Source organism: Ralstonia mannitolilytica (assembly GCF_000954135.1).
GTDB classification, from domain to species: Bacteria; Pseudomonadota; Gammaproteobacteria; order Burkholderiales; family Burkholderiaceae; genus Ralstonia; species Ralstonia mannitolilytica.
Map to the genome: position 1 here is coordinate 2,687,499 of NZ_CP010799.1, position 22,544 is coordinate 2,710,042.

Consider the following 22,544-nt stretch of genomic DNA (forward strand, 5'->3'; position numbering starts at 1 on the left):
AAACTGGCTGCGCCGACACAGTCTCTCGCACCCATCTCATCGCAATCCGCACAAGCACTGCTGGCGTTTGCGCAGTTGCCCTGCGAACAGCGACGGCGTTTTATACTGCATCTCAACGCCTTCCTGTATGCCTCTCCGCATGGAAGGCGCGCGCTCATCGCGCAATGGGATGCAAAGGCCGTAGAGCCGACTTAGGTGCCATATCCCAACGCAAAACCAACGCACCACCGGGGATTTCCATGAACGAGCGTATTCGGCTGCTGCTTGCTGACGATCATCCTGCGATCATTCTCGGGGTGAAAGTCGCCGTCGAAAACGCGCATGGCATCGAGATTGTCGGCACCTCGCGGAGCTCTACCGAGATGGTCGCCTTTCTCGATACGCACGCGTGCGATGTGCTCGTAACGGATTACTCCATGCCGGGCGGGGCATACGGCGACGGCATCCCGCTGCTCTCGTTCGTCATGCGCCGGTATCCGGCCATGAAAGTGATCGTGCTGACCATGATGGACAACCCCGCCATTCTGTCGGCCATTGCCGCGGCCGGCGTGCATGGCGTTCTGAGCAAGTCGGACGATCTCTCGCACATCATTCCTGCCGTCCATGCGGCGATGCAGGGCCAGCCGTATTTCTCGCCCACCACACGTGCAGCCCTGGACGCTGCGAAACGCGTACAAGGCGACGGCGACCAAGCGCTCACCCGCAGGGAAAGCGAAGTCCTTCGCTTGTACGTCTCCGGTCTGTCCGTGAACGAGATCGCACAGCGCCTGCACCGCAGCAAACAGACCGTCAGCACGCAGAAGTCGACGGCCATGCGCAAGCTCGGCATCGAGCGCGATGTCGACCTGTTCCGGTACGCAATCGAGACCGGCCTGGTATCGGCAGCGACGCCGCAATCCCCTGAAGAGCAGGCCTGAGCGGCACCCTCATCCCTCAGAGCCGCGGCAACTCGTACAAGTACGAAAAGCCTCGTCCCCGTTCAGGATGCGGGGCGTTTTAGTACTCGTCAGATAGTGTGCACTGCGTCAAAAAAATACAGTGAACCCGTCGGAACAACACACCTACGGAGTCACCATGAACAAGACGCATCGCACCATCTTCAACATCGCCACCGGCACGTGGGTGGCAGCATCCGAAACCGCAAAGAGCCGCACGAAGGCCGGCGGCCAACGCGCACTGGTCCGTCACGCAATCGCTCTCGCAGCCGTCACGCTGGGGCTGGGCGCGACGCAGGCATTCGCCTACGTCGCCGGCAACGGCGCGCAGCAAGGCAATGCCAACAACACGGTCATTGGCGATAACGCCGACGGCAGCGCCGCCGGTTGTAACAGCAGCTATCTGCCGGGCTCCGCATGCAGCACGATCATCGGCAACAGCGCATCCTCGACCGCTGGCGCGACAACGGCGATCGGTGACCATGCCAGTACGACTGGCGCAAACAGTGTCGCCATCGGTGCATATGCGACGGCAAGCAGCTGGTCGCAAGCCATCGGTGCCGGCGCCAAAGCAACCGGCGGCTGGGCAACTGCCATTGGCCAGAGCGCAGTAGCAAGCGCCACCAATGCGCTCTCGCTTGGCACCAACTCGTCTGCAACCGGCGACGCCAGCGTAGCGGTGGGCAGCGGCGCTAAGGCAACCGGTACCAATTCCTTCGCACTTGGTTACAGCGCCAACGCACAAGGCGTTGATTCGATGGCATTCGGCCGCAGCGTCACCGTTGCCGGTGACAAATCGGTTGCCCTGGGCTCGGCAGCCAAGACCACTGGTGACAACGCCATGGCGCTGGGTGCCAACACGTCGGCCGTTGCGGGCAGCGTGGCACTGGGCCAGGCGAGCATCGCCGATCGTGCCAACACGGTGTCCGTCGGCTCCAGCACGGCTCAGCGCCAGATCACCAACGTTGCCGCAGGTACGGCTGACACCGATGCCGTGAACGTGGCGCAGTTGAACGCCGTCAACGCAACGGTGACGCAGCACACGACGGCAATCCAAAACCTGACGGACCGCAGCCGCTTCATCTCCGCCTTCGAGAACACGGGCGCAGCCGCCGCCACGCCGGCAGGGCCGAACTCGCTCGCAGTGGGGCAAGCTGCTTACGCCAGCGGCAACTCAGCCAACGCGTTCGGCTCGAACGCCCGCGCGGCTGCCAACGGCGCCACTGCGGTCGGCAGCGGTTCAACGGCCGGCGGCAACAATGCGACCGCGATCGGCTACGCGTCCAACGCATCAGGTGGCAACTCGTTCGCCATGGGCACGAACTCCAGCGCAGCCGCGCAGGGTGCGGTTGCCATTGGCGGAGCCGCTAATGTCAATGCCAGCGCCGCAAACTCGAGCGCCATTGGCTACCGTGCCACTGTCGCCGCCAACGTAACCGACGCAGTTGCGCTGGGCTCGAACAGCACGAACACGCGCAGCAACACCATCTCGGTGGGCTCCGACACTAATCAGCGTCAGATCACGAATCTCGCTGCTGGCACGGCCGACACCGATGCAGTCAACGTCCGCCAACTGAACGACACTGCCACGCAGCTTGGCAACCAGATTACGAACGTCAGCAACAACGTGACGCAGCTGGGCGACCAGATCTCTTCCGGGCAGATCGGCCTCGTGCAACAAGCCACAGCCGGCGCAGATCTGACGGTGGGTGCCGCCACCGACGGCGTGCGCGTCAACTTTGCCGACAAGAACGGCAATACCCGCACGCTGGCCAACATCAGCAGCGGCGTGGCCGATACCGACGCGGTAAACGTGCAGCAACTGCGGACGGAAATTGCCAAGTCGAGCGCGACGGATACGGCCTATTTCCAGGCAGACGGCTGGAGCAACAAGGGCGACAAAGCCCAGGTCGCCGCCGGTTCCTATGGCGTGGCGATTGGCTCGAACGCGAGCGCCACCGGCGAAAACTCGGTAGCCCTGGGGGCCAACTCGGTGGCCGACCGCGACAACGTGGTCTCCGTCGGCTGGGGCATGGGCGGCAATGGCACACGCCAGATCGTCAACGTGGCCAACGGTAACCAAGCGACCGACGCGGTCAACGTTCAACAGCTCACGCCCGTCATCGCGAGCCTGGGTGGCGGTGCAAGGATTGACGCCAACACCGGTGTGGTGTCTGGCCCGACCTACAACGTGCAGGGCGGAACGCAGCACGATGTCGGCACGGCACTCGACGCCATCGACGGCGGCCTGAAGACGGCACAGAGCAACATCGTGAACCTGGACGGTCGCGTCACCAACAACGAAACCAACATCCTCAACCTGCAGCAGCAGCTTGGGCAGGGTTCGATCGGCCTGGTGCAGCAGGATGCGGCCACGCGCAACATCACCGTGGCTGGCGGCACCGACGGCACCGTGGTCGACTTCACGGGCACCGCAGGCGCACGCCGTCTGACCGGCGTGGCCGAAGGCAGCGCGGATACCGATGCAGTGAACGTGAGCCAGCTCAAGAAGACGGGCCTGATCGACAACAACGGCAATACGCTTGCAGCGGTGACCTACGACGTGCATGCCGACGGTACGGCCAACTACAACAGCGTGACGCTCGGCGGCACGCAGGCAAGCGGCCCCGTGCAGTTGCACAACGTGGCCGACGGTGCGGCCGACACCGACGCCGTGAACCTGCGACAGCTCAAGCAAGCCGGCCTGATCGACCAGAACGGCACCGCGTTGGACGCCGTCACGTACGACGCCGGCTCGAACCGCACCTCTGTGACGTTCGGCTCTGCCGGTACGCCAGTGCTGCTGTCCAATGTGCGCGCCGGCATGGCCGACACGGACGCTGCGAACGTGGGGCAACTGCGCGGCCTGGCAGGCTCGCTGGGCGGCGGTGCGGGCTTCGCACCGGACGGCTCGTTCGTCGCACCGACCTACACGCTCAACAACACGACGTACAACACCGTCGGCGACGCACTGAATGGGCTGGCGGTATCGATCGGCCAGACCGGCGATCGTGTGACGACAATCGAGAAGGTGATTTCCACCGGCGCGTCCAACGCGCACGTGGCGACGACGGGCGACCAAGCCAGCACGGCAAGCGCCACCGGCAACACCGCGGTCGCCATTGGCGCGGGCGCGGCTGCCAAGCACGACAACAGCGTGGCACTTGGCGCGGGTTCGACCACCGACCGCGACAACACGGTGTCGGTCGGCTCGGTCGGCAGCGAGCGTGTCGTGGCGAATGTGGCAGATGCCGTCATGAGCACCGATGCCGTGAACAAGCGCAGCATGGACGCGGCCGTGTCGGGCGCCAACAGCTACACCGACCAGAAGGTCGGCATGGTGCAGCAGGCGCTGGGCGATGTGTCGCGCAAGGCTTACTCCGGCATTGCAGGCGCCACGGCGCTCACGATGATTCCGGACGTGGACGCTGGCAAGACGGTTGCCGTGGGCGTGGGGGTGGCGACGTACGAGGGCTATACCGCATCGGCCATCGGCGTGAGCACCCGCCTGAGCGATCGCATCAAGGCCAAGTTCGGCGCCAGCATCAGCGGCTCGGGCAGCACCTACGGCGCTGGCGTCTCGTACCAGTGGTAAGCCAGGCTGCCGCGCTGCTCAGGCCAGCCTGAACAGCGATCGGTCTGCGCCACGAGGCGGCGGTGTTCTACCGCCGCCTTTTTTCCGCATTCCGCCGCAACATCCCCATTCCAATGAACGCACGAATCCGAGTTGTGCTCGCGGACGACCATCCTGTCGTTGTCGCGGGCGTCACCGCCATCATTGAAGAATCCGGCGACATGGAGATCGTCGGCACAGCGTGCAACTCCAGCGAAATGGTTGCGCTGCTGGACCGCTATCCGTGCGACGTCCTCCTGACCGACTACGCCATGCCGGGCGGCGACTACGGCGACGGCATTCCGTTGATGGGCTTTCTGCTGGGCCGCTATCCGCTGCTCCGCATCGTTGTGCTGACCATGCTCGACAACGGCGCCATCCTCCCGCGACTCGCGGCAACAGGCATTCACGGCCTCGTCAGCAAGGCCGACGAGCTGTCGCATATCCCGCTGGCCATACGCTGCGTCGAGCGCGGGCGGACCTACCTGTCACCGCTCATGCAGGCAACGCTTGATGGATCACGCGGTGTCGGCGGAAAGGCACGCCCAGCCCTCACTGTGCGTGAAGAACAGGTCATCCGTCTGTTCGTGTCGGGCCTATCCGTCGGCCAGATTGCGCAACGCCTGGAACGCGGCAAGCAGACCATCAGCGCACAGAAGGTCTCTGCCATGCGCAAGCTGGGTATCGACCGTGAGGCGGACCTTTATCGCTACGCCCTCGAACTCGGTTGGGAGACGACTGCGGAGTACCGCGTTGCCAATCGTCCAGTCATGCCAACAGACCACTGACCTGCCGGGTTGCTACGACGAGACATCGCGACGCATTTCGTACTGGACTGATGTTCCTGCCCGACTGCATTTCCAATAATCAACCTGCGTGCACATCCCGTGCAGGCCCTGACAAACATCAACAAGTCTCCACTCCTATGAAACAAGCATTTGCAGCCGCCGTTATCGCAGCACTCTCCGCCTCCGCATTTGCTGCTGGCAACGGCAACCCGGGCACCATCACCTTCAACGGCGAAATCGTCGCCGGCGCCTGCGGCATCAGCGGTGACACGCTCGACCAAACCGTCTCGTTGGGTCAAGTGCCGGCCAACCTGTTCAGCAAGCTCGGCGACCGCTCGCAGGCGACGCCCTTCAACATCCAGTTGACGGACTGCGACACCAGCACGGCCAAGAACGCGTACTTCACGTTCACGGGCACGGCCGACACCGTCACCCCGGGCCTGTTCGCAACCACGGGCAGCGCTGCCAACGTCGGCGTACGCCTGCAGACCGCCTCGGGTGAATACCTGGACAACGGCGCCGAGCAAAAGGCACCGGTCGTTCTGTCCAACGGCAACAACACGGTGCAGTTCGCGGCGATGTACGAGTCGACCGCAGCCACCGTCACCCCCGGCCTGGCCAACTCGGTCGCCAACTTCACGGTGCGCTACCAGTAAAGCGATCTTTTCAGCCTGAGCGGCAGAGGGGGCGCAAGCCCCCTTTTTCTTGCCCACTCCTTGCTCGCCGGAGAAACCGCCGGCCCATTCAGACGTGAACTTCAAGCAACGGATCCTCTGCGCCAGCATTGCGGCCATCTGGTTGGCTGCAGACGCCGGCGCCACTGAATTCAATACCTCGTTCCTCAGCATCGACGGCGCGAGCGATGTGGATCTGACGCAATTCGCGCGCGCCGATTACACGCCGCCCGGCGCCTATCTGCTCGACGTTGTCTTCAATGGGCAGTTGCTTTCCCGAGAACAGATTGAATTCGTGGCGGCACCGGGCGACAACACGCGGGCATGCCTGCCATCAGGCCTGGTCGCCCAGTTCGACCTGAAGCCCGGGGTATCAAAGTCGCTGAACATCACCCAGGATGGCAAGTGTGTTGACCTCACCAGCATCGACGGCGCCGTCGTCCGGCATGACAAGGCATCGGGCCGCTTGCTGATTTCAGTCCCCCAGGCCGCACTCGAATATGCGGATGCGAATTACGTCCCGCCGCAACGCTGGAGCGATGGCATCCCCGGAGCGATGCTCGACTACCGGCTCATCGGCACCACCCAGCAGAGTCAGTCCGGACACACGACCACGCTACAAGGCTACGGCACGGTTGGCGCAAACGCCGGGGCATGGCGCGTTCGAGGCGACTACCAGGCTCAGCTGGCTTCCGGCGCGGCGTCCGATTTTGGTGGATCGTCCAATACATTCCAGTTCAATCGGCTGTATGCATATCGGGCGCTCCCCACGATCCGCTCGACGGTATCGCTCGGGCAGACCTACCTGAACTCCGACATCTTCGACACCTTTGCACTGACCGGCGCAGCCGTGCAGAGCGACGACCGCATGCTGCCGCCGGGCATGCGGGGCTACGCAGCACCCATTACCGGCGTTGCGCGCACCTATGCCACGGTGACGGTCTCGCAGCAGGGCCGCGTGCTGTATGCGACGCGGGTACCGCCCGGCGCGTTTTCGCTGCAGGATTTTTCGGCAAATGTGCAAGGCACGCTGGATGTGACCGTGCAGGAAGAAGATGGCACGGAGCAACGCTTTACCGTCACCACCGCCGCAGTGCCCTTCCTCGCGCGCGAGGGTGAACTGCGCTACAAGGCCGCAACGGGCACGCCCCGGCTCTTTGGCGGCAACGGCATCACGCCGGTCTTCGGATTTGCTGAAGTGGCGTACGGGCTGCCGCATGAAGTGACCCTGTACGGCGGCGGCATCGGCGCGTCCGGATACGGCTCCATTGCTTTGGGCGCCGGCAAGAATCTCGGCAAACTGGGCGCCGTCTCTGCCGACGTAACCTACGCGCGCGCGCACCTGTGGTGGAGCGGCGAGACGCAGACCGGACGCTCCTATCGATTCAACTACGCCAAGCACTTCGACACCCTGGATTCGGATCTGCGCTTCTTCGGCTATCGATTCTCGGACCGTACCTACACGAGCTTTCCCCAGTTCTTCGGAGATCCGACGGTGGCCGGGTTGGCCGGCAGCCGTCAACGCGTTTCGGTTTCGTTGGCCAAGCGCCTCGGCATGCTTTCGACCTTCCTGACATACGACCGGACCAGCTATTGGGATCGGACGCCGGACGACCGCATCGGATTGACGCTTGCCAGAACGGTCTCGCTCGGCAGTCTGCACAACGTATCGCTGAACCTGTCTGCGTACCACACACGCGGTTTTGCGGGCGAAAGCAACCAGGTGTTCCTCGCGATGACGATCCCGCTTGGGAACCGGCAGGTGGCGTCGTCCAGCGTCACGACGTCCGGCGCCGGCGGCCTGAACTTCAGTACGGGCTACTCGGGCAGCGACGACCAGGGGCTGAGCTATGCCGCATACACGGGCACCACGAACGGGCGCGCATCACTGGCCGCAAACCTGCGCAAGCAGACCAGCACCATGCAGGTCAACGCGCAGGCATCCGCCACGGGCGATACCTATCGCGCGGCATCCCTCGAACTCGATGGCTCGCTGGTGGCCACCCGGTATGGCGTCGCCGCGCATGCCATGGGGATGAACGGCGACACCCGTCTGCTCGTCTCCGCAGACGGCGTACCCGGCGTGGCCTTTGCCGGCACGCAGGCGCGGACGGACTCGCGCGGCTATGCCGTGATCGGCTCCGTCGCGCCATTCAACATCTACGACGCGCGCATCAACACGAAGCGCACGTCGCTGGAGACCACGGTGAATAACCCAGTCCAGCGCGTCGTCCTGACGGATGGCGCCATCGGCTTCCTGCGCTTCGACACCACGCACGGAAGCAACGTACTTGTCGCGCTCATCGACGCGGCGGGCAAGGCCGTTCCTTTCGGCGCTTCTGTCGTGGACGTGGGAACCGGCAAGGAGCTGGGCATCGTTGGCGAACATGGTGTCGTTTATCTGGCCGGCGTGCGCCCCGGCACCGTGCTGTCTGTCAGGCAGTCGGACAAGCGCCTGTGCGATGTGGCCAACGTGCCTGCCGCACTCACGCTCACCCCTGATCCCATTGCCCTGCCCTGCACGGCGGGCGCCGATATTTCTGAGAGGAAACCTTCATGATCCGATCCGCTTTCGCCCCCATCCCGTACTTCGCAGGCCTGAGCATCCTGATGCAGCTTTGCTCACCGGTGCACGCGGCGGTCATTCCGGACCGCACACGCATCATCTACAACGCCGAGTCGCAATCGGAAAGCCTGACCGTCGCCAACAAGAGCGAGAAGTATCCCTACGTGGTCCAGTCGTGGATCGAGGACGCTGCAGGCAAGCGCATCACCTCGCCTTTCATGGTGCTGCCTCCGCTGCAGCGCATTGAACCGAACGAGCGCAACATCCTCCGCATCGTGAAGCTGCCCGGCGATATGCTGCCGACGGACCGGGAATCGGTCTTCTATCTGAACGTGAGGGAGATTCCGCCCAAGACGGACGCGCAGAATGCGATCCAGATCGCACTGCACTCGAAGATCAAACTGTTCTACCGGCCCAAGGGCGTGCAACCCAAGCCCGAAGACGATCCGTCTCTGCCGATGACGCTGCGGCTCGACGCATCACGCCATAAGTTGGTGCTCGACAACCCGACGCCTCTTCACATCACGGTGGTGGAGCTTGCTGCGGGTGAGGAGAAAAAGACGCTGAAGTTCGATGCGGTCATGGTCGCGCCCAAGGCCACCGCTGAAGCTGATTTCTCCGGCGCGCTGCCGGCCACGCTGTACGTCTCTCATATGAACGACTGGGGTGGACAGAACGCCGTCAAGTACACCTGCGACGGCGCAACGTGCCGGAGCGCGCAGCCATGACGACGTCTGCTCAACGGTTCGTGGCGAAGCTCGCTTTCCAAGCCATGCTTGCACTGGCTTGTGTGCTCGGATCGCAATCGGCGATGGCCATGCGCTGCGTCGCTTCCGGTGGTGCCGACAAGTTTGTCGAGCCGATCGGCTCCGTGCAAACGTATCCTGTCAACGCGCCAGACGGCTACATCATCTGGATATCGCCCACGCGCACGACGACCGGCTACTGCTACAAGGATCTGCGTGCCGGCGTGTCGTGGGAGGACCCCGTCTTCTTCTACGCCAATCCCGCCAACATGGACCCCGCTGCCTGGGGCCTGGAGATCGGTATCCGCTACAAGGGCGTCGACCACTTCGGAGCCAGCAACCAAGTGGGCACCGGCGTGCCGACGGGCGACATCGTGCCCGTGTGTACGACCGCGGATTTCGATGCAGGCCTGTGCCCCAAGGTGCCGGTCAGCATCACGTATCAAGTCGTCGTCAGAAAGCGGGGCACGTGGACGGGCGTGCCGCAGGACACCTATCCCGTATTCCAGTTCGACGGCGCACGGGGCTTGAACTGCTGCAATACGAGCTTTCAATACATCCTGAGCGGGCTGGAGAACCTGAAGCCGACGCCGTGCATTGTCGATGTCACGGTCACACCGGAGCCCGGCATCGTCGACTTCGGACAGGTTCAAGCCACACCGACAGGCTTTTCGCCCACGGCTCCGACCCGGCCGTTCAGCCTCGCGCTGACCAAGCAGCAGTGCACAACCTCGGTCAAGATCAATGGCTATTTCCAGACATCGAACCCGCTGCAAGATGGGCTCGTGCTGCCATCGGCTGACAGCCACTTCGGCATCAGCATCCAGGACCGGACCGGCAAGATGCTTCCGATCGGCGAGCCGTTTTCGCTGGCCACGTTTTCGCCATCGGACACCTACATCGATGTGCCGATGACGGCAACGCTCAAGCCGCTGGGCGCCCCGAAGATCGGGCCGTTCACGGCCGTGGTCACCGTTCAGATTCTGTACGACTAGCGAGAGTCGACAACCAGTGAAAACAATGCACACCTACGCAGAACACGGCCCGGCGGGCTCCGCACGGGATCGTATCCGTCCAATTGCGATGCACGGAATGGCGCCCTCTTTCTGGTCGCGTCCGATCGTCATTCGAGGTCAAAGATGAATCAGGCATGGGCTGTTCGGACGCTCGTCGTCGGGACTGATCGCTGGTGGCTCGATCGCGTGATAGCGGCGCTGCGCGAAGGCGGCTACAGCACAACGCACGTCAATGACCCGACAGGCGCACACGCGGCCGTCATCACTGCGAAGGCCGACGTTGTCCTTTTGTCGCTCGGCGCAATCGATGAAGAAGCACTTCGCGACCTGCGTTCTCTGCGTTCCAATGCGCACACCGCCCGGCTGCCGGTAATCGCGGCGGTGCGCGATGCCACACCCGCAGCACGTATCTCAGCCTTCGATGCGGGTGCCGATGAGGTCTGGAGCGGACAGTGCCACGCGGGAGAGCTGCACGCCCGCATCCGTGCGCTTCTACGGCGCAGCGGCTGGGTTGCAACGGAGCTGGAAAGCCGAATGCACAGTCTCCAACTGCACGCGATGTCGCATTCCGTGACTGCACAAACCGAACTCGGCCCCCGAAGGATTGTGCTCAGCCCCATTGCCTTCCGGCTGCTGCGCTTTCTCGTAGCCAACCCGCGGCGCGTGCACTCACGAGAAGAACTGTTGGCGCAGGTCTGGGGCAACTGCCTCTGCATCGGAAAACGTACGGTGGATGTGCACATACGCAAGCTGCGCATGGCGCTCGAAGGCACCCACTCCGAGGGGTGGGTGCAGACCGTGCGATCCGGCGGATATCGATTCTCTCCGGCTGAGGACCTCGAACCCACCGATGGCGCGACATTCGAATACACCGGCAGAGAAGGCGAGGCGCTGACTCTGGGTCGGTAACTCGGCATGCCGACATCGACACCGTCGACATCATCGCCAACGGCCGGCGGCTTCCGGATAGCACGCCCGATTCACATCAGGAATTTCTATGCACATCGCGCTCGTCCATTCCGCATCGAACGACGGAGATTGGGTGGAAAGCACCTTGAGGCACCTCGGCCACGAGGTTGTTCGCTTGACAACGCTGGAAGCGCTTGTCAGCACCCTTCATCAGGCTTCGTACGATCTTGTTGTCTTGCATGACGCCGCAGATCATGCGGACATTCTTGAAGCGCTGACGTTCCTGCGCTCACGCGCTCTCCAGACTGTCCCGGCTCTGATCTACGGCAGCAAACCAGACCAGCTTGCCATCGCCCGCCTGCTTGACGGTGGGGCGGACGACTATGTGGAAATGCCAACCGGAGCACTGGCGTTCTCAGCCCGCGTCACGGCGCTATTGCGACGCGTGTATCCCGCCCGCATGCACCAGGCCAGCTTTACCGTGGGCGCGTTCGACGTCATGCCCTTGCGACGCATGGTTCGGGTGCACGGTATTCCTGCCGACCTGACCGACATAGAGACGCGCCTTGCGCTGCTGCTGTTTACCAACATCGATCGCACCCTGTCACGCAGCCAGATCTTTGCGTTGGCCTGGGGACGCACTGTTCCACTGATGACGCGGACCATCGACACCCATGTATCGCGGCTGCGGACCAAGCTCGGCCTGTATGAAGACAATGGCGTAGTCCTGCGCGCGGTCTACAACGTCGGCTATCGGCTTGAGCGCTATTCCGCCCAGAGCGGCCAGGAATTTGCACCGGCACTGCCTTACGCTCTCCGTGCGTAGCGTTCTGGCGCTGCGGTGCGGTTGCTTGGGGCCTGTGTTGCGAAACCGGGCCTAAAACCCCCGCACACGAGCCTCTGACGCCGGAACATGCCCCTCCCACACCCGGCATCGACCCTCAGCGCGTGGAAGACGCACCTCAAACACTCGCCTTCCGCTCTTGAAGCTCGACATTTCCGACCTCCGACAGCCGCCTTCGAGCCTCGGACGGTGGCGCTTCAGCCTCAACAGGTCAACGTCGAGTCTTTGACGGCGAAGCTCGGCCCTCGAAGCTCCGATGGGTCGGATGTTTTTGGGCCGCGTTCGGGCCTCTGAGGGCCGCGCGCCACTGTTTGACGGTTGCGCGCCGATGTTGGACGGTCAACATCGGGCGTTTGACATCGGCATACGCAATCAACACCGTGACACTCGGCGCTCTGCGAGAGGACGACGTGGGGCGACGGGGCCGGGTTGGCCGCTGCCGGTCCGGCGCATTCCCGCGTCGAGCCGGAATGCCAACCCGCAAGGTGGGCGCCCGACGCATGCCTGCATTCCCGCTACCTCCGGGTCAGCCGTGGAAGGCGTATGGCTCCCGTGCCGCATGCCTTTTGCGCCCTTCCCCCGTTTTAGAACCGATACCCCACCGACAGAAAGCTCGCCAACGGGTTGATCCGCACCTTCGTCGTCGTTGTCACGGTGCCCACGGGCGCTTGCGTCGTCAGCGTGGTCTTGGTGGATAGCCACATATACGACACCGATGCGCCGATCGACCAATGTGCGTCGAGGTTGTACGTCAACCCGGCATTGACGAGGGGCGCGAACGACTTGCTCAGCGATGCCGTGGTCGGGCCGACCAGCATGGAGCCCGTGGTGGGCGAGGCCAGTATCTGCCCCGTTGCCAGCGGCCGGCTCAACTCGATATCCCGATACCACACATAGGCCAGCCCCGCGCCAAGATACGGCCTGAGGCGCGCATCCGGGTCACCAAAGTGGTATTGCAGTTGCACGGCCGGGCTCCACGCCCGTGCGGTGCCCATTTCGCCGACCGCCGCCAGCGATCCGGTGCCGCGCAGGTGCAGCTTGGGCGGAATGCCGAACACCGTTTCCAACGCTACATGGTCAGTGACGAAATACCGCGTGGTGAGCGCAAAGGTATTGGCGTTGGCCAGCGTGGACCCGCTGCCCGGCACCACGGCCGATTGCCCGAGCGCATTCACCGTCAGCGGTTGGCTGGAATCCTGAGGGGCAAGATGCACCCAGCCCGCGTTGACGACCCACTGCCCTGCCGACTGCGCATGGGCGAGCGAGGTCGCCGCGAGCGACAAGAGCATTGCCGCGCGTGTGGTCTTCATGTTGTCTCCGTTTTTTTTAATGTAGGGACTGCAACTGCTGGAATGCGCCGTGATGCGGCGCGGGGCACTTCACCCGCTCATGCGACATTGAATGCGACGGTGGGCGGGCGAGGAATTCCTCCTTCGTTTCGATGCGCCACAACGCTGGCGCATCCGCACTTCAATTGATGGAAAAGGGAAATGGGAAACGTCCAAGCACTTCACGCGCGGTGGCAATCGATGCGCAGGCGTCGAGCTTGACCGACGCAACGAGACCTCTGGACTTGTCTTCCGCCACCTCCAGCGCCTCAAATGAGATACCCGCATCCTTGAGGGCAGTAGACAGCGCATCACGCGTTTCACGGTGCTTGAGTGCCGGCTTGAAGATCTTGCCCACCGCGGTCAGGGGCATGGTTTCAATGATGTTGACCTGCCGGGGCAGCGCCGCACGTTCGGCAATTTCCGCCTTCAGGAAGGCGAGCAGATCGGCTTCGGTGGCGGACGCACCGGCGCGCAGCTGCACGTAGGCAACCGGCAGCTCGCCCGCATGCACATCCGGGCGCCCGACGGCGGCGGCAATCTGCACGGCGGGGTGACGATGCAGCGGCGCTTCAATGGTCTGCGGATCGATGTTGTGACCGCCGCGGATGATCAGCTCCTTCTTGCGGCCCGTGAGCCAGAAGTAGCCCTGTTTATCCTGCCGAGCCAGGTCGCCGGTATTGAGCCACCGCCGGCCATCGCCCGTATCGATCCAGAGTCCCTCGTTCTGCGCGGCCTGGCGGTAGCCCGAAAAGACGTTGGGGCCCGACACCAGCACCACGCCCACCTCGTCTACCGCGCAATCCCGCACGTACGTGCCACCCTCGTCCAGCACGACGGTCTTCATCGGCTGCATGGGCACGCGCAGGCCGATGGAGCCAAGACGGCGCTCGCCCATGGGCGGGTTGACGCTGCTCACGCACGTCGCTTCGGTCAGCCCATAGCCTTCGAGAATCTTGATGCCGGTCTGCTCCTGGAAGCGGCGAAAGACTTCGACCGGCATGGGCGCGGCGCCGCAGAGGCCGTATTCGAGCGATCGAACATCGCGCTCTCCAACGGGCACCTGCAACAGCGAAGCGTAGAGCGTCGGCACGCCGCTGAAGAAGTTCACGCGGTGGTGCTCCACGATCTCCCAGAAGCGCTGGATCACGCCCTCGCCGCGATAGCCTTGTGGCGTGCCGAGCACGACATGCGCGCCCCTGGAAAACGGCAGCAGCCCGGTCACCAGAACGCCATTCACATGGAACAACGGCAAGCCGCAAAACACCACCTTGCCGGGGCCGATGCCTTCGCCCAACACCTGCGCCGTGCTCCACGCGTTGGCAACTTCATTGCCATGCGTGCGCATCGCGATCTTCGGCAAGCCCGTGGTGCCGCCGGTGCAGAAGTACGAAGACGCATCGTGCGCAGCAATGTGCCGTCGGCTGTTCAGGCCGTCTGCACGCTGCGCCTGGATCGCGCTGTTGAAATCGTGGACGCGCACCGACATCGGGACTGCACCATGCACGCCCTGCGGGCCCAGCAAGCGCAGCACTTCGTTCTTCTGGATCTGCGCGGCACATTGCGCCGCGCCATGCACGCGGTCGGCCAGGTTGACCAGCACCAGGTGCCGCAGGCTCTTGATCGCGGGCAAGTGCGGCTGCAACTTGACCCACGTATCGGTGCCGGGAAACGGTGCCAACGTGACCAGCACCGACGCACCGGCGGCATTGAGCAGCTCGGCCAGCGCGGGCCCTTCGAGCAGCGGATTGAACGCTGCGACGATGCCGGCCGCCTGGCCGCCCCAGATCACGAAATGTGTTTCCGGCAGGTTGGGCAGCACAAATGCGATCACGCTGTCTTTCTTGACGCCGATGCTGTCGAAGAAATTGGCCGTCTGCGTGATGCGTTCAAGAAGCGCCGCGTAGCTCCACGTCTGCGGGGTGCGGTGGTCATTGACGCTCAGAAAGAAGCTCAATGCCGGCGCCTGCGGATTCAGGCTGGCGCCGCGACGGATCATTTCGTAGGTGCTCGACGGAAGATCGGGCGGAAGACCCTGCCCTTCCGCGGCTTCCACGTCCTGCAGGCTGGAAAAACCGGACATGGCGCTTACTCCTCGGCAACGATGCGATTGCGCTGCATGCCCAGATCGATCCGCCCATCCGCCGAATGGATCCGTGCTTCCACCACGTCGCCCGGCTTCAGGTACTGAGGGCGCGCGGCCTGCACTTTCAGGAACATCTCCCACTTCGCCTTCTCGGGCAGCATCGCGGCCATCTTCTGCTTGGTCGGCGAGGGAATCGACAACGCGCAGCCCGCCGGCGTGCCCGTGGCCAGCAGATCGCCTGCTTCCAGGTCATGCACGCGGGACAGCTCGGTCAGCGTCTCGGCCGGGCCGTAGACGAGGTTGGCCGTCGTGTCGTTCTGCCGCAGCTTGTCGTTGACGGTCAGCTTGAGCTGCAGACTCCGGAGCGCCGGGATCTCGCGCGGTTCCAGCAGCGTGAGCCACGGGCCCACCGGCCCGAACGTGCGGAACGACTTGCCCTTGTAGAACTGCATCTGCGGGATCTGCACGTCGCGCGCGGAATAGTCGTTCACGATCACGGCGCCCGCCACATATTCGTGCAGGTTGTCTTCGGTCACGTCGACTGGCCCATGCATCGCCTTGCGCATCACCAGGCCAAGCTCGATCTCGTAGTCGAGAAACTGCACGCGCTTCGGTTTGATCACGTCGCTGTCGGCCGCGACGATGCAGCTCGATGCCTTGGTGAAGATCATGTTGTACGTCTTCACGTCCGGGTCCATGCCGGACTCGATCATGTGCTGGCGGTAGTTCGCGCCCTGGCAGATGAACTGCTGGTTGCGCGTGACCGGAGACAGCAGCTTCACCGCCGACACGAGCAGTGTTTCTCCACTCAGCGCAGCAAGCTCAGCAAACGTGGTGTTGCGAACCAAGTCACCCGTCGTGGCATAAGTGCCGGGCACGGGCGTGATGCGGGTATCGCGGATCACGCCCCATTGGGTCTGATCCTGGTATTCAAAGCGAACGATATTGATGGACATGGCGAACGATGCGTTGGATGGATGACGGCCGACGTCGCTTGTGCGGCCTCAGGCAAAGAGCCGGGCGAGCGTGACGAGCTTGCGCAGCGTCAGGTCGGGGCTGCGCCGCAGGTTGCGGATCAGGGCCGCAATGGCCGCCGGTGTCAGCTTCGGCTTGGTGAAGCTGGCCGGCATGGCCTGGCCCCACTGCGACATGGCCTCGCGGCTGACGGGGTGAATGCCGGTGGGCAGATCGGCGGTGAACAGGTCACCGTCGCAGTAGTGCTCGTGCTTGTCGCCCCACGGGTCTTGCCAGTAATCGAAAATCTGGCTGCCGAGGATGTGCCGGCCCAGCCCCCAGGCGTGCTTCCACCCCTGCTCGCGCAGCATGCGGTGGCCCATGCCGACGGCATCGGCGTCGATCAGTTCGAAGGCGCTGTGGCTGTACTTCGACACAAAGCCCTGCGCCAGCGCGAGCGTGTGGTGGTCGGCCGGCGTATCGCCCAGATCCAGCCGCATGAATGCAACCGCAGGCGAGCCGTCGGGCAACACCTGCACGTCGCTCGGGATGAAACCGAAGTGCTGCGTGTACCAGGCGCAAGTGGCCTGAAAGTCGGCCAGCTCCAGGACGACATGCCCGAGGCGAATCACCTCCGGCGTGCCCACGGGTGGCCGCTGCGTTGCGTTGATGCGCACGGCGGCGTCTGCCGAGTTGAGCGGCAACGGTGAACGGTGCGGCAATTCGGTTGTCTGCGCCTGACCCGCAATCGCATCGACGCGGAACCCGGACGGATCGACGAGTCGCACGCGATCGCCACCACCCGGCCAATCCGACGGCTCCACGGTCGAGGCTCCGGGTAGTTTCGCCAGGGCATCCAAGGCGGCGCGTCCGGCCACCTGCAAGCCGAAGCCGGCAAAGGCGGCCTTTGGCGCCTTGCGCACGACATAGCAGAACGGCGCGGGGCCGGTGCCGCGCAAGAGCAATGTCGCCTCGTCGCGCTGAACCGTCACGAGACCAAAGTCATTGAGGAACCGCTCGGCGCGCTCGAGGTCGGGCCGATCGAACATCAGGTAGGCCAGCGCCAACGCCTTGGTCGTCGGCTGCGGATGGCGTGCAGGCTGTGCTGTGGTGAGTTTCATGGCAAGGCACTCAGGCGGATTGAACGGCAGCAACGGCAGCGGCGGTGTCCGCTGCGGGCATGGGCGCAGGTTGGTTGCCGAGCAGCGCCAGGCTTTCGCAAACGAGGCGGTCTGCCTCGGCAGCTGGCCCGTCATGGGCGACCGTGCGGTCCGGACGCACGACGGCCGCCCAACCCACCGGCACCGCGTCGGGAAGGAATGTGCCGTTGAGGTCTTCCCAAACGCCGGGCACCTCGCGGTGCAGAGGCTGCCCGCGATGCGCGATCCGAACGAACGTGCCGCCCAGGCGTTCGAATGCCGCTGCCGTTGCGGGCTCCAGCGCCGCGCGGGCGTCGCAGCCGAAACCGACTAGCGTGTAGCCGTGGCCGAGCACGTCGTCGCTCAGGCACGTGTGCCCCTCGGCATTCCTGACCCAGCCCTGCGGTATCACGCCACCGCGCATCAGCTTGGTTGACGAACATCCTTTGACGAACAGCCCGGTCTTGAACGCATTCTTCGGCTTGATGCGCAGTTCTTCAAACTGCGAGCGCAGGCTGGGCACCAGCCGCGTCAAGCGCATCAAGCCGTGCGTCAGCAGCGCGATGGGCGCACTGCGCGGCATCACCAGCTTGCCCATGAACCGCGCGAGATTGATCATGGCTTTCGCGTGCGGGCGGCGCTCCTCGTCGTAGGTGTCGAGAATCCGCGCATCGGCCCGTCCTTGCAGCACCCAGGCCAGTTTCCAGCTCAGGTTGGCGGCGTCCCGCAGCCCGGCGACCAGCCCTTGGCCGACAAACGGCGGGGTGATGTGCGCCGCATCGCCAACGAGGAACACCCGGCCCACGCTGAACCGGTCGACGGTTCTGGCGTGAAAGCGATAGACCGCCTTGCGTTCGATCGTGATGTTGTCAACGTCGGTCCATGGCGCCAGCAGCTCGCGAATGCGGCCGTCCGACTCCATCTCTTCACGTCGCTCGCCCGGCTGGAGCATGAACTCCCAGCGCTCGCGCGCGCCTGGGGCGACCATGTGCGGCGTGGGGCGCCGGTGGTCGCAGAGGAATTCCACATGGTCAATCGGCCGTGGAACGTGACGCGCATCGACGATGAGCCAATCCTCCGCATACGTGGTGCCGCGAAATTCCTGCCCGATCAGGTGGCGCACGAGCGAACTCGCCCCGTCTGCGCCCACCAGGTAGCGGGCGCGGACCCGGTGCACCTGCCCGCGGCCGATGTCCAGCGAAGCCAGTACGCCATCCGGCAGATTCGTGAGGCTGAGCAGCGTGGTGCCGAGCGCGACATGCACATCCTCGTGCGCGGCCAGGCGTGCGCGCAGGCAGCGCTCCAGATCGGGCTGATAGAACGTGACGAGCTTCGGATGGCCATCCAGGCTGCCCAGCGTGTTCACCCGCCCGAATTCGCCCAGCCAGGGTGAATGCATGCGGACGTGGGGAATGGCTACCGTTTCGAAATCCCCTTGCCCGATGCCGGCCTGTTGCAGGATCCGCAGGGCCTCGTTATCCAGCGCAATGGCACGCGGGGCCATGTAGATGTCGGGAGCCTTGTCGATCGCCATCACGCTCACGCCGTGGCGCGCAAGCAGATGCGCCAGCATGGCCCCGACGGGGCCGAGCCCGACGACAAGGACGTCCACCTCAGATGGCATCGCGCCAGCCGCCCGGGGGCGTGCGCCAGCCGTGGCGCGTGAACTGGCACGCGCATGTGCATTTGTCTCCACCGCTACTCCGTTTCTTTGTCTACGTCTTGGTCAGGTTTTTCACCTTTTCTGACATTAGAGTCATCGCTGATGATTTTTTCAATATCGACATTCAAATCTATAATTGCAGCCACGACAAGGACCACAGGACGGACCCCAAGACCATCATGGCCACCACCGAGACTCGCCGAACCCCGAAGCGCTCCGTCGCAAAGACGCCTACCCCTGCGGCGCCTGCCACCGACGAGCGCGAGCCCCGTGGCGCACGCCGCAAACGGGAAACACGCGCGCGGCTGCTCGACGCCGCGCTCCGGCTCATGGCGGATCGGGGCATGGAGGGCGTGGCCATCAACGAAATCACCGAGGCCGCGGATGTGGGTTTCGGGTCGTTCTACAACCACTTCGAATCGAAAGAAGCCATCTACGCCGCACTGGTGAGCGCGGTGTTCGAGGAGTTCGCCGATTCGCTCGACAAGCTGACGGAAGGGTTATCCGACCCGGCCGAGATCATCTCGGTGTCGGTGCGGCATACGTTGGTTCGGGCGCGGCGCGAGCCTGTGTGGGGACGCTTCCTCATTCGCGAGGGCTTCTCGGCGCGCGTGCTGACGCACGGCCTCGGTCAGCGCCTGCTGCGCGATATCGAGCGCGGCATCGCGGCAAAGCGGTTTGTCGTGGTGGATCCGTTCATCGGATTCCTGTCGGTCGGCGGCACCGTGCTGACCGCCATCTCGGCCGAACTCAACTTTCTGGCGCCCGGTGCGCCGGCCGCGGATGTCGTCAAGGAGTTGGGATTTTCTGGGGACCATTTCCCCGAGCGCACGGCGGCGGCGCTGCTGCAGACGCTGGGGCTCAAGCGCGCTGAAGCCGAAAAAGTGGCCGCCCGGCCGCTGCCCGTTGTGGAAACAGCCGACAGCGCAAGCTGACCTGAGCGCCCGCGTGGCAACGCGGGCGTCTACGCAAATAACCTACCTGGCGACGGTACTGGCCGCCGAATCCACGCAATCTCGCTTCGATCGCGCGACCTCTGACGGTTCGGCAGCGTCAGCCACCACCGCATCGGCCATCTGCGAAGCCAGCGCCTTCAGCGCGCGCCGATGGCCTTCTACCACGCCCTCAATACCGGCGGAGACGTCCTCCTGGACGACGCTGCGGCACGTCAGCAGTTGACGGTCATCCGCAGTACGAATCGTCCAGACGGCATCGATGAGGACGTGCGAGCCGCGCCACGCATCAAACCGCTGTACATCCACGGCCACGCGGTAGATCGGCCTTTTCCCATCGTAGGGAAGGCCGTGCAGGTCCATCGTGCCGGTCTGCAACGCCAGCCCGGACGACAGCGCCGCACGGATCTCATCGCCCACTGGCGACGCCCAGCGGTCCATTTCCAGGACGTCGACCTGCCCTGAACCGGCCTGGACGACGAGCCGCCTGCCCGCCACCGACGGCGGAACGCGCACCGACACCACATCAACGAAAAAGGCGCGTGCGGGTGCCTGCGCCCGTGCGGCCACCGCAACGCTATCGGCATCACCACCTAGCAAGCTGTGAAAGCGCGCCGGCGGCGAGCTGCATGCCGCGAGCGCTGCGCAGACAACCACGCCGGCATCGACGCGGCAAATTCGGAGCCACGACACCATCACCGTGCATCTCCTTTTTTGCCGAACAGCAGCGATTCCGGGTGACGCTCCAGATAGTCCGTCAGCGCATTGACCGATTGAAGCGTGCGCGTCAGTTCCTGCACCGCGTCATGCACGTCCGACTGGAGCGGTGAGTCCTGCCGCAACGTCGCCTGCGCTGCATTGAAGGTCTGCTGTGCGGAGGCCAGCGTGTCCCGCGCCTGCGGCACCACGTCTGCGTCGAGATGACCGAACAGGCGGTTCGCATTTTCGAGCGTGCCATTCAGGTTGTTGCCGATCTTGTCGAACGGCACCTGGTTCAGCTTCTTCGCGATGTCGGCAAGCTGCACCTGCAGTTCATCCAGCGAATTCGGCACGGTCGGCAACTCGACCGGGGACCGGTGGACATCGACCGTCGCACGTGGTGCCTTGGGGAACATGTCGAGCGCCACGTACAACTGGCCCGTCAGGAGGTTGCCCATGCGCAACTGCCCGCGCAGCCCTTGCATGACCAAGTGCTGCAGCAGTTCATGGCCGCCTGGCGTGTCTGGCGCAGGAAGCGAGGTGTTGGTGCGCCGGCTCAGCCGCGACGGATACAGCGCCATCGTGACGCGCATGCTGAACGTTTTGCCAGCCTCGTCGTATTCGATGCCGATGTCGGTAACGTTGCCCAGCGCAATGCCGCGCAGGTCCACGGGTGCGCCAACCGACAGGCCGCGCAGCGACTGGTTGAACCGCATGACCACAGTCAGCGGCGCACCGTCGGGCTCGCGCATCGCATCGGCTTCATCGGACGCCAGGTGGAACACGGTGCTATCCGGTGGCGGGGGCCCATCCGCCTGGCCCGGCGGCGACTGAAACGCCAGCCCACCGACGATGACTGTCGCCAGCGACTGCGTATTCAGCTTCAAGCCGCTGGAATCGAGCCGCAGGTCGACCCCGCTGGCATGCCACCAGCGCGTGTTGGTGCCCACGTATTTGTCGTAGGGGGCGTTGACGAACACCTTCACCTGCACGCCCCCACCTTGCTTGTCCAATGCAAAACCCACCACCTGCCCCACTTGCAGATGGCGATAGAAAACCGGCGCACCAATATCGACCGAACCCAGCGAATCGCCGTGCAGCGAAAACTGGCGCCCTTGCTGATCGGTGGTGACGGATGGCGGACTCTCCAGCCCGACAAACTGGGTCCGGCTCTCTTTGGAATGCCCAATATCCACGCCGATATACGCGCCGGAAAGCAACGTGCCCAGCCCGGAGATGCCGCTCGCGCCCACGCGCGGGCGGACCACCCAGAACCGGGTGTCCTTGGCCGCAAAGCGCTCAGCTTCACGCGCCAGTTGAATCGTCACCATCACGCGCTTCAGATCCGGCGTGAGCGAGATGGCCTGAATCGTGCCGATCTCGACATCCTTGTATTTGACCTTCGTCTTGCCAGCTTCGAGGCCTTCCGCATTGGCAAAGGTGACGGTGACGACCGGGCCTTTCTCGGAGATGGTCTTGGCGACGAGCGCGAGCCCGATCAGCGCGGCGATCAACGGCACGAGCCAGACCAAGGACGGAAGCCAGCGCCGCGGCGGCGTGATGTCGGGAAGGGGGAGATCGATAGGACGCATTGCTTGGAAAGAAGAGGTGGCGAACGAGGGGTGTGCGCG

17 protein-coding genes are annotated in these 22,544 nt (G+C 64.1%); 10 read left to right on the forward strand and 7 right to left on the reverse strand.

The genetic code is table 11. The features are described from left to right. Positions 1-239 precede the first annotated feature (239 nt). The 9 genes from TK49_RS12725 (at position 240) to TK49_RS12765 (ending at position 12,073) form a co-directional block, all read left to right on the forward strand. The gene (locus TK49_RS12725; RefSeq protein WP_045787024.1) at positions 240-917 is read left to right on the forward strand and encodes a response regulator; all 678 of its coding nucleotides are present in this window, start codon (positions 240-242) and stop codon (positions 915-917) included. A 157-nt stretch (positions 918-1,074) separates the two neighbouring features. Next, entirely contained in the window at positions 1,075-4,530 is a 3,456-nt protein-coding gene (locus TK49_RS12730; RefSeq protein ID WP_045787025.1) for a YadA-like family protein, read from the forward strand. 62 nt (positions 4,531-4,592) lie between these two features. Beyond that, on the forward strand, positions 4,593-5,336 hold the full coding sequence (locus tag TK49_RS12735) for a response regulator (protein ID WP_240479879.1): 744 nt from the start codon (positions 4,593-4,595) through the stop codon (positions 5,334-5,336). Positions 5,337-5,473: 137 nt separating this feature from the next. Then, positions 5,474-5,992 (forward strand): fimbrial protein, encoded by a 519-nt coding sequence (locus TK49_RS12740; protein WP_045787027.1) that lies wholly within the window; start codon positions 5,474-5,476, stop codon positions 5,990-5,992. 94 nt (positions 5,993-6,086) lie between these two features. Next, positions 6,087-8,570 carry a fimbria/pilus outer membrane usher protein gene (locus TK49_RS12745; protein ID WP_045787028.1) on the forward strand — a complete coding sequence of 828 codons (2,484 nt, stop codon included), beginning with the start codon at positions 6,087-6,089 and terminating at the stop codon, positions 8,568-8,570. A gap of 50 nt (positions 8,571-8,620) precedes the next feature. Then, on the forward strand, positions 8,621-9,304 hold the full coding sequence (locus tag TK49_RS12750) for a fimbrial biogenesis chaperone (RefSeq protein WP_240479985.1): 684 nt from the start codon (positions 8,621-8,623) through the stop codon (positions 9,302-9,304). Then, a complete protein-coding gene (locus TK49_RS12755; RefSeq protein ID WP_045787030.1) occupies positions 9,301-10,317 on the forward strand; it encodes a fimbrial protein in 1,017 nt (338 codons plus the stop codon). The genes TK49_RS12750 and TK49_RS12755 overlap by 4 nt, the downstream gene beginning before the upstream one ends. Before the next feature lie 144 nt (positions 10,318-10,461). Then, a complete protein-coding gene (locus TK49_RS12760) occupies positions 10,462-11,247 on the forward strand; it encodes a winged helix-turn-helix domain-containing protein (protein ID WP_052698608.1) in 786 nt (261 codons plus the stop codon). A gap of 88 nt (positions 11,248-11,335) precedes the next feature. Further along, the gene (locus TK49_RS12765) at positions 11,336-12,073 is read left to right on the forward strand and encodes a response regulator transcription factor (protein WP_045787031.1); all 738 of its coding nucleotides are present in this window, start codon (positions 11,336-11,338) and stop codon (positions 12,071-12,073) included. A gap of 602 nt (positions 12,074-12,675) precedes the next feature. On the opposite strand, the gene TK49_RS12770 is transcribed toward TK49_RS12765, so the two are convergent. The 5 genes from TK49_RS12770 to TK49_RS12790 form a co-directional block, all read right to left on the reverse strand. Continuing rightward, positions 12,676-13,401, reverse strand: a complete 726-nt coding sequence (locus TK49_RS12770) for an OmpW/AlkL family protein (RefSeq protein WP_045787032.1) — start codon at positions 13,399-13,401, stop codon at positions 12,676-12,678. Positions 13,402-13,561: 160 nt separating this feature from the next. Continuing rightward, the gene (locus TK49_RS12775; RefSeq protein WP_045787033.1) at positions 13,562-15,502 is read right to left on the reverse strand and encodes an acyl-CoA synthetase; all 1,941 of its coding nucleotides are present in this window, start codon (positions 15,500-15,502) and stop codon (positions 13,562-13,564) included. Positions 15,503-15,507: 5 nt separating this feature from the next. Next, positions 15,508-16,461: a fumarylacetoacetate hydrolase family protein gene (locus TK49_RS12780; protein ID WP_045787034.1), complete on the reverse strand. Its 954-nt coding sequence runs from the start codon at positions 16,459-16,461 to the stop codon at positions 15,508-15,510. A gap of 48 nt (positions 16,462-16,509) precedes the next feature. Further along, the gene (locus tag TK49_RS12785) at positions 16,510-17,580 is read right to left on the reverse strand and encodes a VOC family protein (RefSeq protein ID WP_045787035.1); all 1,071 of its coding nucleotides are present in this window, start codon (positions 17,578-17,580) and stop codon (positions 16,510-16,512) included. 10 nt (positions 17,581-17,590) lie between these two features. Next, complete coding sequence (locus tag TK49_RS12790) at positions 17,591-19,222, reverse strand: bifunctional 3-(3-hydroxy-phenyl)propionate/3-hydroxycinnamic acid hydroxylase (RefSeq protein WP_045787036.1); 1,632 nt, start codon at positions 19,220-19,222, stop codon at positions 17,591-17,593. A gap of 218 nt (positions 19,223-19,440) precedes the next feature. Between TK49_RS12790 and TK49_RS12795 the strand changes: the two genes are divergently transcribed. Beyond that, positions 19,441-20,196, forward strand: coding sequence for a TetR/AcrR family transcriptional regulator (locus TK49_RS12795; protein WP_045787037.1), 756 nt, complete (start codon positions 19,441-19,443; stop codon positions 20,194-20,196). Positions 20,197-20,238: 42 nt separating this feature from the next. Here the strand turns inward: TK49_RS12795 and TK49_RS12800 are convergent, their stop codons facing one another. Both TK49_RS12800 and TK49_RS12805 read right to left on the reverse strand, forming a co-directional pair. Next, a complete protein-coding gene (locus tag TK49_RS12800; protein WP_045787038.1) occupies positions 20,239-20,910 on the reverse strand; it encodes a PqiC family protein in 672 nt (223 codons plus the stop codon). Then, positions 20,910-22,505 (reverse strand): PqiB family protein, encoded by a 1,596-nt coding sequence (locus TK49_RS12805; RefSeq protein ID WP_045787039.1) that lies wholly within the window; start codon positions 22,503-22,505, stop codon positions 20,910-20,912. The genes TK49_RS12800 and TK49_RS12805 overlap by 1 nt, the downstream gene beginning before the upstream one ends. Positions 22,506-22,544: the final 39 nt, after the last annotated feature.

Coding starts and splice junctions, on each gene's coding strand:
- TK49_RS12725 (WP_045787024.1), top strand. CDS start 240: ATGAACGAGCGTATTCGGCTGCTGCTTGCTGACGATCATCCTGCGATC.
- TK49_RS12730 (WP_045787025.1), top strand. CDS start 1,075: ATGAACAAGACGCATCGCACCATCTTCAACATCGCCACCGGCACGTGG.
- TK49_RS12740 (WP_045787027.1), top strand. CDS start 5,474: ATGAAACAAGCATTTGCAGCCGCCGTTATCGCAGCACTCTCCGCCTCC.
- TK49_RS12750 (WP_240479985.1), top strand. CDS start 8,621: ATGCAGCTTTGCTCACCGGTGCACGCGGCGGTCATTCCGGACCGCACA.
- TK49_RS12755 (WP_045787030.1), top strand. CDS start 9,301: ATGACGACGTCTGCTCAACGGTTCGTGGCGAAGCTCGCTTTCCAAGCC.
- TK49_RS12760 (WP_052698608.1), top strand. CDS start 10,462: ATGAATCAGGCATGGGCTGTTCGGACGCTCGTCGTCGGGACTGATCGC.
- TK49_RS12765 (WP_045787031.1), top strand. CDS start 11,336: ATGCACATCGCGCTCGTCCATTCCGCATCGAACGACGGAGATTGGGTG.
- TK49_RS12770 (WP_045787032.1), bottom strand. CDS start 13,401: ATGAAGACCACACGCGCGGCAATGCTCTTGTCGCTCGCGGCGACCTCG.
- TK49_RS12775 (WP_045787033.1), bottom strand. CDS start 15,502: ATGTCCGGTTTTTCCAGCCTGCAGGACGTGGAAGCCGCGGAAGGGCAG.
- TK49_RS12780 (WP_045787034.1), bottom strand. CDS start 16,461: ATGTCCATCAATATCGTTCGCTTTGAATACCAGGATCAGACCCAATGG.
- TK49_RS12785 (WP_045787035.1), bottom strand. CDS start 17,580: ATGAAACTCACCACAGCACAGCCTGCACGCCATCCGCAGCCGACGACC.
- TK49_RS12790 (WP_045787036.1), bottom strand. CDS start 19,222: ATGCCATCTGAGGTGGACGTCCTTGTCGTCGGGCTCGGCCCCGTCGGG.
- TK49_RS12795 (WP_045787037.1), top strand. CDS start 19,441: ATGGCCACCACCGAGACTCGCCGAACCCCGAAGCGCTCCGTCGCAAAG.
- TK49_RS12800 (WP_045787038.1), bottom strand. CDS start 20,910: ATGGTGTCGTGGCTCCGAATTTGCCGCGTCGATGCCGGCGTGGTTGTC.
- TK49_RS12805 (WP_045787039.1), bottom strand. CDS start 22,505: ATGCGTCCTATCGATCTCCCCCTTCCCGACATCACGCCGCCGCGGCGC.